This is a genomic window from Methylopila capsulata (assembly GCF_016907975.1).
Classification (GTDB): Bacteria; Pseudomonadota; Alphaproteobacteria; order Rhizobiales; family Methylopilaceae; genus Methylopila; species Methylopila capsulata.
The window spans coordinates 422,459-436,018 of the sequence record NZ_JAFBCY010000004.1 but is presented as its reverse complement, the minus strand read 5'-3'; the positions used below and the strand labels follow the sequence as shown (position 1 = coordinate 436,018).

General features: G+C 67.7%; 12 protein-coding genes. 1 reads left to right on the top strand and 11 read right to left on the bottom strand.

What is annotated here, in order from left to right; all coding sequences use genetic code 11:
• Positions 1–4 precede the first annotated feature (4 nt).
• The 7 genes from JOD31_RS17925 to JOD31_RS17895 form a co-directional block, all read right to left on the bottom strand.
• Positions 5–1,507, bottom strand: coding sequence for a tripartite tricarboxylate transporter permease (locus JOD31_RS17925; RefSeq protein ID WP_204951790.1), 1,503 nt, complete (start codon positions 1,505–1,507; stop codon positions 5–7).
• Between the two features lie 12 nt (positions 1,508–1,519).
• Entirely contained in the window at positions 1,520–1,972 is a 453-nt protein-coding gene (locus JOD31_RS17920) for a tripartite tricarboxylate transporter TctB family protein (protein ID WP_204951789.1), read from the bottom strand.
• A 98-nt stretch (positions 1,973–2,070) separates the two neighbouring features.
• A complete protein-coding gene (locus JOD31_RS17915) occupies positions 2,071–3,042 on the bottom strand; it encodes a tripartite tricarboxylate transporter substrate binding protein BugD (protein WP_204951788.1) in 972 nt (323 codons plus the stop codon).
• A gap of 287 nt (positions 3,043–3,329) precedes the next feature.
• Positions 3,330–4,880, bottom strand: coding sequence for a 2-isopropylmalate synthase (locus JOD31_RS17910; protein ID WP_204951787.1), 1,551 nt, complete (start codon positions 4,878–4,880; stop codon positions 3,330–3,332).
• 388 nt (positions 4,881–5,268) lie between these two features.
• Entirely contained in the window at positions 5,269–6,168 is a 900-nt protein-coding gene (locus JOD31_RS17905; protein ID WP_204951786.1) for a PhzF family phenazine biosynthesis protein, read from the bottom strand.
• 259 nt (positions 6,169–6,427) lie between these two features.
• Positions 6,428–7,276 (bottom strand): pyridoxal kinase PdxY, encoded by an 849-nt coding sequence (pdxY, locus tag JOD31_RS17900; RefSeq protein WP_204951785.1) that lies wholly within the window; start codon positions 7,274–7,276, stop codon positions 6,428–6,430.
• 96 nt (positions 7,277–7,372) lie between these two features.
• Positions 7,373–7,894 carry a DedA family protein gene (locus JOD31_RS17895; protein WP_204951784.1) on the bottom strand — a complete coding sequence of 174 codons (522 nt, stop codon included), beginning with the start codon at positions 7,892–7,894 and terminating at the stop codon, positions 7,373–7,375.
• Between the two features lie 319 nt (positions 7,895–8,213).
• On the opposite strand from JOD31_RS17895, the gene JOD31_RS17890 reads away from it, so the two are divergent.
• Complete coding sequence (locus tag JOD31_RS17890; protein ID WP_204951783.1) at positions 8,214–9,110, top strand: AraC family transcriptional regulator; 897 nt, start codon at positions 8,214–8,216, stop codon at positions 9,108–9,110.
• A 103-nt stretch (positions 9,111–9,213) separates the two neighbouring features.
• Here the strand turns inward: JOD31_RS17890 and ilvC are convergent, their stop codons facing one another.
• The 4 genes from ilvC to JOD31_RS17870 all read right to left on the bottom strand — a co-directional run bounded on the left by ilvC (position 9,214) and on the right by JOD31_RS17870 (position 13,480).
• Positions 9,214–10,233: a ketol-acid reductoisomerase gene (gene ilvC, locus JOD31_RS17885; protein ID WP_204951782.1), complete on the bottom strand. Its 1,020-nt coding sequence runs from the start codon at positions 10,231–10,233 to the stop codon at positions 9,214–9,216.
• A 34-nt stretch (positions 10,234–10,267) separates the two neighbouring features.
• A complete protein-coding gene (locus JOD31_RS17880) occupies positions 10,268–10,876 on the bottom strand; it encodes a TetR/AcrR family transcriptional regulator (RefSeq protein WP_204951781.1) in 609 nt (202 codons plus the stop codon).
• A gap of 137 nt (positions 10,877–11,013) precedes the next feature.
• Entirely contained in the window at positions 11,014–11,568 is a 555-nt protein-coding gene (gene ilvN, locus JOD31_RS17875; protein ID WP_204951780.1) for an acetolactate synthase small subunit, read from the bottom strand.
• 148 nt (positions 11,569–11,716) lie between these two features.
• Entirely contained in the window at positions 11,717–13,480 is a 1,764-nt protein-coding gene (locus JOD31_RS17870) for an acetolactate synthase 3 large subunit (protein WP_204951779.1), read from the bottom strand.
• Positions 13,481–13,560 lie beyond the last annotated feature (80 nt).

Below are 13,560 nucleotides of genomic sequence, written 5' to 3'. Positions count from 1 at the left end.
TCGATCACTCTTCCTGGAAAACCTCGTCGCGCTTTTTGCGCACGGAGGGGAGGAAGACGACGACGAGCACGAGAACCGCCACGATGAGCAGGCCCGCGCTCAGGGGACGGGTGAAGAACACCGTTGGATCGCCGCGGAAAATGGTCATCGCGCGGCGCAGGTTCTCCTCCAGCATGGGCCCGAGCACGAAGCCGAGCAGCAGGGGCGCCGGCTCGCATTCGAGCTTCACCAGCACGTAGCCGAGCAGGCCGAAGGCGGCCACCGCATAGAGGTCGAACGCGTTCGAGTTCACGCTGTAGACGCCGATGCAGCAGAAGGCGAGAATCGCCGGGAACAGCACCGTGTAGGGCACCGTCAGCAGCCGCACCCACAGCCCGATCAGCGGCAGGTTCAGCAGCACCAGCATCAGGTTGCCGATCCACATCGAGGCGATGACGCCCCAGAACAGCTCCGGCTTCTCCACCGCGACGTTCGGCCCGGGCTGGATGCCCTGGATGATCATCGCGCCGATCATCAGCGCCATCACCGGGTTCGCCGGGATGCCGAGCGTCAGCATCGGGATGAACGAGGTCTGCGCGCCGGCGTTGTTCGCGGCTTCCGGGGCCGCCACGCCCTCGATCGCGCCCTTGCCGAAGCGTTCCGGCGTCTTCGAGATGCGCTTCTCGACGGTGTAGGCCGCAAACGACGACAGCACCGCGCCGCCGCCCGGCAGGATGCCCAGGATGGAGCCCAGCGCCGTGCCGCGCACGACGGGCGCCCAGGCCGCCTTGAAGTCCTCCTTGCTTGGGAAGAGGCCCGTGACCTTCTTCACCATCACCTCGCGGTCGCTCTCGTCCTCGAGGTTGCGCAGGATCTCGGCGATGCCGAACACGCCGACCGCCACCGCGACGAAGTTGACGCCGTCGGCGAGCTCCAGGAAGCCCATCGTAAAGCGTTGCGCGCCGGTGTTGACGTCCGACCCTATGAGACCGAGCAGAAGCCCGATCACGATCATGCCGAGCGCCTTGATGACCGAGCCGTGCGCGAGCGCGACCGAGGCCACGAGGCCCAGCATCAGCAGCGAGAAGTACTCCGCCGGGCCGAACTTCAGCGCGACCTCGGTGAGCGGCGGCGCGAACAGCGCGATCAGCACCGTCGCCACCGTGCCGGCGAAGAACGAGCCAAGCGCGGCGGTCGCAAGCGCCGGACCCGCCCTGCCCTGCTTCGCCATCTGGTAGCCGTCGATCGCGGTCACCGCCGACGAGCTCTCGCCCGGCAGGTTGATCAGGATCGCCGTGGTCGAGCCGCCGTACTGCGCGCCGTAGTAGATGCCGGAAAGCATGATCAGCGACGTCGCCGGCTCGAAACCGAAGGTGATCGGCAGCAGCATCGCGATGGTCGCCGTCGGGCCGATGCCCGGCAGCACGCCGATCAGCGTGCCGAGCAGAACGCCGATGAAGCAGAACAGAAGATTGACAGGCTCCGCGGCGGTCGCGAGGCCAAGCCCGAGATTCTGAAGGATCTCCATCTCAGCCTCGCTTTAAAAGGTGAGCCAGGGGCCGATCCGCGGGACCGGCAACCCAAGGCCAAAGCTGAACACCAGAACGCAGAAAATCGTCAGCCCGACGGTCAGCGAGGCGGCCATGACGAGCGTGGCGCGTCGGCTGGCGAAAGCGGAGATCGCGACCACGAGCGCGGTCGCAGGCCCGAGGCCGAGGCCCCGGAGCGTGAGGCCGAACACGACCGGCGCGCCCAGGATCAGGATCAGGCCCCGCCACGGCACGCCGGTCATCGGCGACGGCGCCTTGCCGACCGCCTTGAAGAGGGTGATGAAGCCGATCAATCCAAGCACGCCTGCTAGCACCAGCGGGAAGTAGCCGGGGCCCATCCGCAGCGCGGTGCCGATCGTCAGCTCTTGCGTGCCGAGCGCGAACAGCCCGGCGATCACGATGAAGATGACGCCGGCCGCGGCGTCACGTGTGTTGATTTGCATGAAGTGGCCTCGGGAACGAACGCGTCGACCCGCCTGAAGCGGGCGCCGAATAGAACGGGAGCGGCGGGTCGCCCCGCCGCTCCCGGCTCCAGAGAGGGTCAGTCGGCGTAGACGCCGGCGGATTTGATCACGGGCGCCCAGCGGGCGATCTCGGAGGTCAGCTTGGCCTTCAGCGCCTCCGGCGTGGCGTCGGCGTCCGGCGACGGGACGGTTCCGAGGTCGGCGAAGCGCTTGACGACGTTCGGATCCTTCAGCGCCTTCTGGAGCGAGGCCGACAGCTTGGCGACGATTTCCGGCGAGGTGCCCTTGGGGGCGTAGATCCCGTGCCAGATGCCGACCTCGAAGTCGGTCAGCCCGCCTTCGGCCGCGGTCGGCACGTCCGGCAGCGCAGCGAGGCGCTCCTTGGTCGTGGTGGCGTAGGCCTTGATCTTGCCGCCCTTGATCTGGTTCGTCGTGTTGGTGGTCTGGTCGCACATCAGGTCGACCTGGCCGCCCACGAGGTCCGTCATCGCGGGACCGGTGCCCTTGTACGGCACGGTCGTGAGCGGGGTCTCGATCTTCGACATGAACAGCATGCCGCAGAGGTGCGACGCCGCGCCGATGCCGGCGTTGGCGTAGGTCACCTTGTCCTTGTTGGCCTTCGCGTACTCGACGAGCGCCTTCATGTCGGCCGGCTCGAAATTGGCGCGGGCGACGATGGTCATCGGCACGTCGGTGACGAGGCCGACGTACTCGAACGCGTTCAGCGTGTCGTAGGGCAGCTTGCGGTAGAGCGACGCGCTCGTCGACATGCCGATGTGGTGGAGCAGCAGCGTGTAGCCGTCGGGATCGGCCTTGGCGACGCGACCCGCGCCGAGCGTGCCGCCGGCGCCGCCGACGTTCTCGATCACGATCTGCTGGCCGAGATCCTTGCTCATGGCCTCCGCCACGAGGCGGCTGACCGTGTCGGTCGGCCCGCCGGCGGAGAACGGCACGATCATGGTGATGACGCGGGACGGATAAGTCTCGGCGGCGGCGCCGCCCGTCAGCACCCCGAAGGCCGCAACCGCGGCGGCAAGCGACTTGAACATAGGATTTTCCCTCCTCACGCCCGTGTGACGGTCGATCGTCCGCCTCTGAGCGGAGCGTCCCCGTAGCTCTTCCCGATCCGCGCGTTACGCGTCTTGATGGGCTGTTCGCTTATCGATGATGCTTAAGTCGAACGCAACCGATCAAGGCGAGATTGCGGCGGCGCACCATGAACGCAAGCCCGTGATCGGCGGCTCCACGATCGCTCGTCGTCGCCCGAATGCCAAGAGGCTGAACGAAAAGAGGCCGCCTCGCGGCGGCCTCTAAGCAGTTCTTGGTATGCCCGTGCTCAGGCGCGGATGGCGGCCTGGGCGTTCAGACTGACGCGCTTGGTCGCGAGCTTGTTCAGCGCCGCCACATAGGCGCGGGCGGAGGCGACGAGCGTGTCCGGATCGGCCCCGCGGCCGGTCACCATTTTGTCGCCCTCCTCCAGCCGCACCGAGACCTCGGCCTGGGCGTCGGTGCCCTCGGTCACCGCGTGGACCTGGTAGAGCGCGAGCTGCGCCTCATGCGGGACCACGCGCTGGATGGCGTTGAAGATCGCGTCCACCGGCCCGTTGCCGACCGCCTGCACCGTGGTGTGCACGCCGTCGATGTCGAGCGTCAGCGTCGCCGACTGCGGCCCCATGGTGCCGGCGATCACGGTCAGCGAGAGCACCTTGATGCGATCGTTTCCGCTCGCGATCTGGTTGTCGACCAGGGCCTCGATGTCTTCGTCGTAGACGTGCTTCTTGCGGTCGGCGAGATCCTTGAACCGGGCGAACGCATCCTGCAGCGCGTTCTCGCCGAGTTCGTAGCCGAGGGCCTTGAGCTTGTCCTTGAAGGCGGCGCGGCCGGAATGCTTGCCCATCACCAGCGAGGTCTTCGACATGCCGACCGAGGCCGGGGTCATGATCTCGTAGGTCTCGGAATGCTTCAGCATGCCGTCCTGGTGGATGCCGCTTTCGTGCGCGAAGGCGTTCTTGCCGACGATCGCCTTGTTGTACTGCACGGGGAACGAGGTGGCGGCCGATACGAGGCGGGAGGCGCGCGTCAACAGGGTCGAGTCGACGCCGGTCTCATAGGGCATGGCGTCCCGGCGCACCTTCAGCGCCATGACGATCTCCTCGAGCGCGGCGTTGCCCGCCCGCTCGCCGATGCCGTTGATGGTGCACTCGATCTGCCGCGCGCCGCCGGCGACGCCCGCCAGCGAGTTCGCTGCCGCAAGGCCCAGGTCATCGTGGCAATGGGTGGAGAAGATCACCTTGTCTGCGCCGGGAACCCGCTCGCGCACCTGGACGAACATGTTCCGGTACTCGTCGGGCGTGGCGTAGCCGACCGTGTCCGGCAGGTTGATCGTGGTCGCGCCCGCCCGGATCGCGGCTTCGACCGCCCGGCAGAGGTAGTCGATCGGCGTGCGGGTGGCGTCCATCCCAGACCACTCGACGTCGTCGACGAGATTGCGCGCCTGGGCGACGGTGCCCGAGATTATCTCCAGCACCTGCTCCTCCGTCTTGCGCATCTGGTGCGCGAGATGGATCGGCGAGGTGGAGACGAAGGTGTGGATCCGCGGACGCCGGGCGAAGCGCACCGCCTCGCCGCAACGGGCGATGTCCGCGGGGATTGCCCGGGCGAGGCCCGCGACGATCGCGGTCTCGGTGCGCCGAGCGATCTCGGCCACCGCCTCGAAGTCGCCGTTCGACGCGATCGGGAAGCCCGCCTCGATGACGTCGACGCCCATCCGGTCGAGCAGATGGGCGACGTCGAGCTTCTCCTCGAACGTCATGGTGGCGCCGGGGCACTGTTCGCCGTCGCGCAGCGTGGTGTCGAAAATGACGATCCGGTCGGTGGATGCGGTCATCGGGAAAGGTCCTTCGGGATCCGGGCGGCTCCGCCGGCTCTGATGTGGCCGTCAGCGGGCTCGCGAGCGTCGCGTGCTGGTCGGGTTCTCGGCGTCCCCTGAGCGCCAGGGCGACAAAGCCCGGCCGGCCCTCAGGGGCGCGTAAGGAGAAGTCGGCCGGCGAACGGGCGCGCGGAGGCGTCGGCCGCGAAGGCCGTCGTCCGATCCACGATGAGGTCGCCGCTCGCGCGCATGACGCCTGTCCGAAATCCGCAAGGCAAACGCCGGGACACATCCGGCGCGAAGGCCACGTTTACGCCCGTTGCACGCGGCGATCAACGGGTAAACCCGCGGTTGACCGGCTGTTACCCCGCCGTTAACCCGCCGCGTCACAACGGAGCGGCGCGGGTTAACCCAGCAGCGTCCCTTCGGCGACGACGACGGCGCCGCCGCCCACCGTGGCCGAGGCGAGCGTTCCGCCCGCGATCTCGAGGCCGACCTCGATCAGGCTGGGCCGCCCCATCTCGTAGCCCTGTTCGATCCGCACCGCGTGGGAGCCCTCGCCCGGCCGGTCGAACGCCGCCACCACGCCCGTGAAAGCGGCCGCGGCGGAGCCCGTCGCGGGGTCCTCCGTGATCGCAGGTTCCAGCATCCGCGCGTGGTAAGTGTTTGCGCTGTCGACCGTTTCTCGCGTGTAAACAAAGACGGCGGAGTTGCGGTCGTCGCCGAACGCCTCCGGCCAGAGCACGCCGTTCGCGGCCACGCGAGCAACGGCGTCGGCGTTCTTCACCGGCACGAAGGTGAAGGGGTTTCCGGCCGAGAATCGCGACACCGAATGCCCGTCGAACCCGATCTCATCCGGCGAAATCCCAAGCGCCGCAGCAGCTTGCGCGACGGTCGGCGGCTCCCCCGCAGGTTCCGGCAGGCGCGGAAGCGTGAAGCTCGCGCGGCCGGAGGTCCTGTTCGCGAGCCTGACCCGGCAGGAAATGACGCCGACGGCCTCCTCGACCTCGAAGGCGCCTTCCTCCTTCGAGCCGACCCCGGTCAGCAGCCCCAGCAGCACGGCGGCGCCGACAGTGGGGTGCCCGGCGAAGGGTAACTCTTTGTGCGGCATGAAGATTCGAAGCCGCGCCTTGCGCCCGTCGACCTCGGCCGGAAGCAGAAACACCGTCTCCGACAGGTTGAACTCGCGGGCGATCATCTGCATCCCGGCGGCGTCCAGGCCCTCGGTGTCGAGCACCGCGGCCAAGGGATTGCCGGCGTAGGCGCGGTCGGTGAAGACGTCGAGGATCACATAGCGTCTGGCCATGACGCGCGGCTTAGCACGCTCCGCGAAGATCAGGCCAGAGCCGGAATCGGCGGAGACGACGATGTCTCGCCGCTCCTAAAAGCGGCCTTCGCCCCGACCGCGAAGGCGCAACGAGCGCCAGCGGGCCAAGAAAAAACCAAGGAACGCCAAGGGCATGACGGCGATCGGAGCGCTCCGGGCGACAATCCGCGCGGCGCGGCGGAACGCGACGATCGTCAGGGCCGCGGCCCCTGCGGCGCTCAGCGTTCGCGCGGATTTCCTACACCCGCTCCGGCTGGAACAGCCTGGTCGGGCGCACGAACTCCTCCTGCGCCGCGATCGTCAGAATCTCTCGTGACCCCGCGTCCGACGTCGCCCTCAGCAGTCCGTAGACCGAGGATCCGGCCAGCGACAGCGCCTGCGCCGCCGAGCCGGTCGTCAGCAGATGCACGAAGAACAGGGCCGCGATCGCGTCGCCCGCTCCGTTCACCGAGAGCGGCAGCAGCGGGGTGCGGAGGCGGAAGGCGCCCTCCCCGTCGACCGCGAGCAGATCGATCGCGTCCTCCGGCGTCTCCGGCGTCCGCAGGCTGGTGACCAACACCGCCTTCGGGCCCCGCGCCCTCATGGCCTCGACGGCGGCGACGGCCGCGCCGAGCGAGCCGACCGTCACCCCCGTCAGGTATTCGAGCTCGAACTGGTTCGGCGTGACGACGTCCGCGGCCGGCAGGGCGCGGTCCCGCATGAACTCCGGAATGCCCGGCCGCACGAACACCCCGCGGCCGACGTCGCCGATGACGGGATCGCAGCAGTAGAGCGCCTCGGGGTTCGCCGCCCGCACGCGGCCGACGGCGTCGAGGATCGCCTCGCCGATCGCGGCGTCGCCCATGTAGCCGGACAGCACCCCGTCGCAGGACGGCAGGACCCCCCGCTCCTCGACGCCGGTCACCACCTCGCGGATGGCGTCGGCCGGAAACACCGGGCCGCGCCAGGCGCCGTAACCCGTGTGGTTCGAGAACTGGACGGTGTTGATCGCCCAGACCTCATGGCCGAGGCGCTGCATCGGAAACGCCGCGGAAGCGTTGCCGACGTGGCCATAGGCGACGTGAGACTGGATCGACAGGATGTTCATCAGCGCGCCCCGCTTTTGCCGCGCCGGTTCTAGCGCCGCATCAGCCGGCCCGTCGAGTTCCGATCGGTGATCGCGACGATCGTCCGCGCTGATGCGTCAGGCGAAGTAGTCGCGCAGAAAGACGCCGCCCGGCGCGAGCAGGATGTAGGCCCAGACGACCGCGGAACTGGCGTTCGCCAGTTGAAAGCGCACCTGTCCCATCTCGAACATGCCGGCGACGAAGGGCACGAAGGATCGAATCGGGCTGATGAAGCGGCCGACGAACACGCCGGGCGCGCCCCATTTCTGCACGAAATTCTGCGTGCGATGAATGAGTTCCGGCCGGTTCTTGATGGTCTTCCACTCCAGCACGCGGTCCTTCAGGCGGTAGCCGAGCGCATAGGACACCCAGTCCCCGAGAAAGCCTCCCAGCGCGACGCCTGCAAAAATCGGCCAGAACGCGATGTTGCTCGCGCCGATCAGCGCTCCGACGCCGACGAAAAGCGGCGTGGACGGCACCGCCAGCGACAGCCCGACGATCGATTCGAGAAAGGCGAGCACGAACACGATCGCCGGCGCCCAGGCCTCGTGCTCCCGGACGAAGTCGAGCGTCGTCGTCATCACGCTGTCGAAGGTCATGGGCAGCCGGAATCGTGAGATGGCGGAAAGCCGGCGTTTCTCCCGCGTTTTCGGCCCCGACGCAACGCGCACGGAGGGAACGATCGCTTTACCGGGCGGCGGCGGGTCCGCGCCCGGAGGCGGCGCGCGACCAGCTCGCGAGGACCGTTGCGCAGTCCCTCGACATCCCGATCCTCCGCAAGTCTTGCACGATCCTCCGAACGTGATGGGACAGCTCTGGCGAAAGCTCCCGCCGCTCTCCTATCTTGCAGCGCGAAGACCCAATCCTCGGACGCTGCGTTACAAGCGAGCGGCCAAGGGGCGACCAGGAGACGCGGCGATGGCCGACACCACCGAACTCGCGGCACTGATTGCGCGATTCGCCACGGACGAAGGCGTCACAGCGACCGCGGCTCCGCGGCTTTCACTGTTTCGCGCCTCGCGGCCGACCGAACCCGTGCATTCTCTTTATGAGCCCGCGTTCTGCATCATCGCCCAGGGCCGCAAGCAGGTGATGCTGAACGGCGCGATCTACGGCTACGACCCCGCGCACTATCTCGTCGTCTCGGTCGATCTGCCCATCGTCGCGCAGGTCACCGAAGCGTCCGACGACGAGCCCTACCTCGGCCTGCGCCTCGATCTTGATCCCGCCGCCCTGAGCGCGATGATGATCGAGCACGGGCTCGATCGCCGCGACATTCCCGCCGGCCCCGGACTAGGTCTTGCGCGGATGACGCCGGACCTGATCGACGCGGTCGTGCGCCTGACGCGGTTGCTCGATCAGCCCGACGACATCGGCGCCCTGGCCCCGCTGATTGAGAAGGAGATCCTTTATCGCCTGATGACGGGCGATCAGGCGTCGCGCCTGCGCCAGATCGCATTGGCCGACAGCAAGCTGAGCCAGGTGAACCGGGCGATCGACTGGATCCGGCGCAACTTCCGCGAACCGTTCCGGATCGACTCGGTGTGCGACGCCGCAGGCATGAGCCCTTCCGCGTTGCACGCCCATTTCAAGACCGTGACCGCGATGAGCCCGCTGCAGTACCAGAAGCAACTGCGGCTGCAGGAAGCGCGGCGATTGATCCTGAGCCAGGCGCGGGACGCGGCTTCCGCCGGGCACGCCGTGGGCTACGACAGCCCCTCGCAGTTCTCGCGGGAGTACAGCCGTCTGTTCGGCGCGCCGCCGCTGCGCGACGCTGCGAAGCTGCGTGAGGCGCCGGAGCTTTCGATCGGCTGACGCTTAGGCCTGGGAGGAGCGCGTCTCGCTCACGCGCTTGGTCTCCAGCCGGCCGAGCAGAAGGTGAAGGGCCCGAAGTCGCCTCCGGGCCCTTCTGGGCGTCTTAGTTCTTGGCCTTGTCGACCATGGCCTTGGCCTTGATCCACGGCATCATGGCGCGGAGCTTCTCGCCGACCTCTTCGATCTGGTGGGCGTCGTTCTTCGCGCGGGTGGCCTTGAACGAGGTCTGGTTGACCTTGTTCTCGAGCATCCAGTTGCGGGTGAAGACGCCGCCCTGGATATCGGCCAGCACGCGCTTCATCTCGAGCTTGGTCTCGGGGGTGATGATGCGCGGGCCCGTCACGTACTCGCCGTACTCGGCGGTGTTCGAGATCGAGTAGTTCATGTTGGCGATGCCGCCCTCATAGATGAGGTCGACGATCAGCTTCACTTCGTGCAGGCACTCGAAGTAGGCCATCTCGGGGGCGTAGCCCGCCTCGACCAGCGTCTCGAAGCCGGCGCGGATCAGCTCCACGAGGCCGCCGCAGAGGACGACCTGCTCGCCGAACAGGTCGGTCTCGCACTCTTCCTTGAAGGTGGTCTCGATGATGCCGGCGCGGCCGCCGCCGATGGCGGAGGCGTAGCTGAGGCCGATGTCGTGGGCGTTGCCGGTGTAGTCCTGCGCGATCGCGATCAGCGACGGCACGCCGCCGCCCTTCTGATACTCGCCGCGCACGGTGTGGCCCGGGCCCTTCGGCGCGACCATCAGGACGTCGATGTCCTTGCGCGGCTCGATCAGGTTGAAGTGCACGTTGAGGCCGTGCGCGAACAGGAGGGCTGCGCCCTCCTTCATGTTGCCCTCGAGGCTCTCCTTGTAGATGTCGGCCTGGAGCTCGTCTGGGGTGAGCATCATCACCACGTCCGCGACCTTCGCGGCCTCGGCCGGCGACATCACCTTGAAGCCCTCGGCCTCGGCCTTCTTGGCGGACGCCGAGCCCGGGCGCAGGCCGATGATGACGTTCGCCACGCCGCTGTCGCGCATGTTGAGGGCGTGGGCGTGGCCCTGGCTGCCGTAGCCGATCACGGCGACGGACTTGCCCTTGATGAGGTTGATATCGGCGTCGCGGTCGTAATAAACGCGCATCCTGAGGCCCTTCCCTATGGGAGTTTCGTGAAGATCAGCCGGCCTGCGCCGGCGTTTTCGTCGCCCCGTACAGGGCAAGAAACTGTTGGACGGCGCGCCGCGCGTCGTCGGCTATGGCGGCGCCGTCGATCGTGAACCGGTCGCCGAGCAGCAACCGGATCTGGATGTCCCGGCCGACGAGGCCGAAGAAGGTGCGGAACGCCTCTTCGGCGTCGTCGAAGGCGACCAGCCGCGCGTTGCGCGCGTCCAGCAGCAGGCCCTTCAGCCGCTCCCCGATCGCGAAGCGTCCGTTGGCGAGGACAATCCCGCCGAGCGTTTCGGCCTGCCCGATCGCCACGCGATTGAGCGCGACCGAGGTCTCCGACGAGATCACGCTCAGCCAGTTGGCAGCGAAGCCCTCCAGGCTTTCGCGCAACGCGCCGGCGTCGAGATGCTGCCGGTCGTAGGCGCCCGCCCGGACCTTCGACGCCTGCCACCGGACGGTCTCCGTGAGCAGCCCGTCGCGGTCGCCGAACCACTTGTAGAGCGTCTCCTTCGAGCAGCTCGCGCTGCGCGCCACCGCCGTCATGGTCAGAGCCGCCGCGCCCTTCTCGACGAGCAGAGCAAGAACGGCCGCGAGCACGGCTTCGCGCCGCTCCGTCATCCCCTCGCCCAGACCGTCTCGACCGCTGCCGCTCATATGACCGTACCGTACGTTACGGTTCGGTCATATGAGCGATCCGACGAGCGCTTGCAAGAGGTTTTTCGTCGTGGAGGAAGACGCGGCGCGGGCGACGAACGTCAGCCGGCCATGCCCTCGGGTCCGCGCGCGATCGCGGCGACGCCGGTGCGGGCGACCTCCACGAGGCCGAGCGGCACCATCAGCGAGATGAACTGATCGAGCTTGTCGGGCTTGCCCGTCAGCTCGAACACGAAGCTCTCCGTGGTCGCGTCGATCACCCGGGCGCGGAACGCCTCGGCGATGCGCAGCGCCTCGACGCGGTCGTCGCCCTTGCCGCGCACCTTCACCAGCAGCAGCTCGCGCTCGAGCGATTTACCCGTGAGCGTGAGGTCGACCACGGAGTGCACCGGCACCAGCCGGTCGAGCTGGCTCTTGATCTGGTCGACCACGCCATCGGGGCCGGTCGTGACGATCGTGATACGCGAGAGATGGCTCTCGAGGCTGACCTCGGACACCGTCAGGCTGTCGATGTTGTAGCCGCGGCCGGAGAACAGGCCGATGACGCGGGCGAGCACGCCCGGCTCGTTGTCGACGAGGATCGCGAGCGTGTGGCGGGCGAGCGGCGGATGCGCGTCGTCCATGAAATAGGCGGAACCGGTCGGCAGAGGCGGCATGGGGTTCTTCTTGCTCTTTTGAGAGAGACGTCATCCCGGACGGCCGCAGGCCGATCCGGGATCGTCGTCAGAACGGGACGGTCACGCGGGCGAGCGAGTCCCGGATCGGCCTGCGGCCGTCCGGGATGACGCGTCCTTCAGACGTGGCTCACACCAGCGCCTGACCGGCCCCGGTGATCGCGGCATTGATGCTCTCGTCGGCGTCATCGTTGAGCAGCATCTCGTTGTGCGCGCGGCCCGAGGGGATCATCGGGAAGCAGTTCTCCATCTTGTCGACGAGGCAATCGACGACGGCGAAGCCCGGCGCGTCGATCATCGCCTGGATGGCGGCGTCGAGGTCGGCGGGGTCCTGCACCCGGATGCCCGTTCCGCCGTAGGCTTCCGCCAGCTTCACGAAGTCCGGCAGCGCCTCGGAGTACGAGTTGGAGTAACGGCCGCCGTGCAGCAGCTGCTGCCACTGGCGCACCATGCCCATGTACTCGTTGTTCAGGATGAACACCTTGACCGGCAGTTTGTACTGCAGCGCGGTCGAGAGCTCCTGCAGCATCATCTGGATCGAGGCTTCGCCGGCGATGTCGATGACGAGCGCGTCGGGATGCGCCTTCTGCACGCCCACCGCGGCCGGCAGGCCGTATCCCATCGTCCCGAGGCCGCCGGAGGTCATCCAGCGGTTCGGCTCCTCGAAGCGGTAGTACTGCGCCGCCCACATCTGATGCTGGCCGACCTCGGTGGTGATGTAGGTCTTCCGGTTCTTGGTCAGCTCGTACAGCCGCTCGATCGCATGCTGCGGCTTGATGATCTCCTGCGAGTTCCGGTAGCCGAGGCTCTTGCGCGCGCGCCAGCGATCGACCTCGCCCCACCAGGAGGCAAGCGCGTCGGCGTCGATCTCGGCGGAGGTCGCCTTCCAGATCCGGATCATGTCGGCGAGGACATGCGCGACGTCGCCGATGATCGGGATCTGAACCTTGACGTTCTTGTTGATCTGCGAGGGGTCGATGTCGATGTGGATCTTCTTCGAGTTCGGCGCGAACGCGTCGAGCCGGCCGGTGATCCGGTCGTCGAAGCGCGCGCCGATGCAGACCATCACGTCGCAATCGTGCATCGCGTGGTTGGCCTCATAAGTGCCGTGCATGCCGAGCATGCCGAGCCACGCCGGGCCCGAGGCCGGATAGGCGCCGAGGCCCATCAGCGTCGAGGTCACCGGCGCGCCGGTGAGCTCCGCGAACTCGCGCAGCAGTTCGCTCGCCCGGGGACCGGAGTTGATGACGCCGCCGCCGGTGTAGAGCACCGGCTTCTTGGCGGAGGCGATCAGCTCGACCGCGGCTTTGATACGCTCGATGTCGCCGTCGACCTTGGGCTGATAGCTCTTATGGACGACGTTCTGCGGACCGACGTAGGTTCCGGTCGCGAACTGCACGTCCTTCGGGATGTCGATGACGACGGGCCCCGGCCGGCCGTTGGTTGCGACGTAGAACGCCTCGTGCAGGATCTGCGCGAGGTCGTTCACGTCCTTCACCAGGTAGTTGTGCTTGGTGCAGGGCCGGGTGATGCCGACCGTGTCGCACTCCTGGAACGCGTCCGAGCCGATAAGGTGCGTCGGGACCTGGCCGGTGATGCAAACCAGCGGGATCGAGTCCATCAGCGCGTCGGTCAGGCCCGTCACGGCGTTGGTCGCGCCGGGGCCGGAGGTGACCAGCACCAGGCCGGGCTTGCCGGTGGAGCGCGCATAGCCCTCGGCCGCGTGCGCCGCGCCCTGCTCGTGCCGGACGAGCACGTGCTCGACCTTGTCCTGCTGGAAAAGCGCGTCGTAGATCGGAAGCACCGCGCCGCCGGGATAGCCGAAGATGTGCTCGACGCCCTGGTCCTGCAGCGCGCGAACGACCATCTCCGCGCCGGTCATCGTCTCGGTCATGGCGTTTGTCCTTTCGCCGTCTCGACCCTGAAACCACCCGGCGCCTCGTTGGACGCCGGGCAACAAAAAAGGGCCCGCTG

Excerpts from the sequence above, each read along its gene's own strand:
- JOD31_RS17915 (WP_204951788.1), bottom strand. The coding sequence starts at position 3,042 with ATGTTCAAGTCGCTTGCCGCCGCGGTTGCGGCCTTCGGGGTGCTGACG.
- JOD31_RS17905 (WP_204951786.1), bottom strand. The coding sequence starts at position 6,168 with ATGGCCAGACGCTATGTGATCCTCGACGTCTTCACCGACCGCGCCTAC.
- JOD31_RS17890 (WP_204951783.1), top strand. The coding sequence starts at position 8,214 with ATGGCCGACACCACCGAACTCGCGGCACTGATTGCGCGATTCGCCACG.
- JOD31_RS17910 (WP_204951787.1), bottom strand. The coding sequence starts at position 4,880 with ATGACCGCATCCACCGACCGGATCGTCATTTTCGACACCACGCTGCGC.
- JOD31_RS17925 (WP_204951790.1), bottom strand. The coding sequence starts at position 1,507 with ATGGAGATCCTTCAGAATCTCGGGCTTGGCCTCGCGACCGCCGCGGAG.
- ilvN (WP_204951780.1), bottom strand. The coding sequence starts at position 11,568 with ATGCCGCCTCTGCCGACCGGTTCCGCCTATTTCATGGACGACGCGCAT.
- JOD31_RS17920 (WP_204951789.1), bottom strand. The coding sequence starts at position 1,972 with ATGCAAATCAACACACGTGACGCCGCGGCCGGCGTCATCTTCATCGTG.
- pdxY (WP_204951785.1), bottom strand. The coding sequence starts at position 7,276 with ATGAACATCCTGTCGATCCAGTCTCACGTCGCCTATGGCCACGTCGGC.
- JOD31_RS17895 (WP_204951784.1), bottom strand. The coding sequence starts at position 7,894 with ATGACCTTCGACAGCGTGATGACGACGACGCTCGACTTCGTCCGGGAG.
- JOD31_RS17880 (WP_204951781.1), bottom strand. The coding sequence starts at position 10,876 with ATGACGGAGCGGCGCGAAGCCGTGCTCGCGGCCGTTCTTGCTCTGCTC.
- ilvC (WP_204951782.1), bottom strand. The coding sequence starts at position 10,233 with ATGCGCGTTTATTACGACCGCGACGCCGATATCAACCTCATCAAGGGC.
- JOD31_RS17870 (WP_204951779.1), bottom strand. The coding sequence starts at position 13,480 with ATGACCGAGACGATGACCGGCGCGGAGATGGTCGTTCGCGCGCTGCAG.